2 protein-coding genes are annotated in these 1,294 nt (G+C 43.3%); both read right to left on the reverse strand.

Annotated elements, in window-relative coordinates:
• Positions 1-227 precede the first annotated feature (227 nt).
• Positions 228-1,007, reverse strand: a complete 780-nt coding sequence (locus tag MOY_RS15985) for an AAA family ATPase (RefSeq protein WP_009101849.1) — start codon at positions 1,005-1,007, stop codon at positions 228-230.
• Positions 1,008-1,100: 93 nt separating this feature from the next.
• Positions 1,101-1,294: IS3 family transposase (locus tag MOY_RS17065; RefSeq protein ID WP_009101851.1), on the reverse strand; the 194-nt coding region annotated here is incomplete at its 5' end.

Genomic DNA, 1,294 nt, shown 5'->3' on the forward strand with positions numbered 1-1,294 from the left:
GGGTCTGCCCATGGTTTGAGGAGGAGCCACGATATCTTCGATCTGTGCCCAGCCGTCATCAGAAATCTCGTAACGTCCGACCATTGTTTTCCCCTATGCTGCTTTTGCATAGGTAAAGTTAGCAGATAAGGCTTTTCGTACAAAACCTAGAACCACTGGAAATAGGGTGTTCAGATGTGCCTGATGAACGCGCTACATCCGCATCAATTACAAAGGAAAGTGTAATTTTACTCACAAAAGGATTCCTCTACTGCATCTAGATACATTTGCTCAGCAGTGAGGCTGGTGTCATCAAAATCTTCTGGCCAATCACCGAATGCCCCTCGTTCATCAAGACCAGATTTAGCAACATCTGTTTCGCCACTTTCACTATTTTGGGTAAACCAATTTAGCGAAACTTTTTTATAATCCAATTGTTTCTTAACGACAGCTAGTTGAATACCCCTTATGAGTATTGAGCTATGCGTTTCTATAATTACCCGTACCCCCCTATTGATTGCCGACACAATAATTGATGCCATTTTGAATTGCGCCTTCGGATGAAGATGTAACTCAGGCTGTTCAATATATACAAACTGACCCTTCTTAGCTCCAATTAAAGCAACCAATACTGGAATTGTCTGCGATACACCGAAGCCAACATCAGCAATATTCACACAATCAGTCTCGCTTCCGGATTTATTCCTTGATACTTGAATTTCAACGCTTGTATCGTCTACTTTTGAAGCCTTGATGTTGCTTGCCAAACCCAATTCAAATAGCTGTTCTTTTAGAATGTCGTACTTGCTTTTGTATTTCACCAACCTCGTCCAATCACTAATAATTCCGGCAACATACTTTTCAAACGAACCCGGATATACATCTTCTGAGGCTGCAATTTTATATGTTCGCTCTGGATTGCCACGCAAACCTGGCACGTGGATTAATCTAGTAATGAAGCTTTCTAGGTTGTGAGTGGGCTCAATGCCGGCTTTGATTGGAAGAAACTCCTTTCCATCAATTGACAACTCTGCACTTATGAAACACTTCTCCCTAATAGCTCGCCACTTTGGCTTTAGGGTAATCCCCCCATTTATAACCGGGGCGATAAGTAGAGTTGGTTAGGCAGCCATAGTCACCTTCTGTTTGGGTGTTATCCCACCCAATGCCATGTTCGGTCGCTCGTGGTTGTACGTCCAGAGCCAGCGTGTGGCAAAATCCTGTACTTCAGCGATTGAGTCGAACAGATAATGGCTCAACCAATCATAACGGACTGTTCGATTGTAGCGTTCAATGTAGGCATTCTGCTGTGGTT

This window comes from Halomonas sp. GFAJ-1, from assembly GCF_000236625.2.
Classification (GTDB): Bacteria; Pseudomonadota; Gammaproteobacteria; order Pseudomonadales; family Halomonadaceae; genus Vreelandella.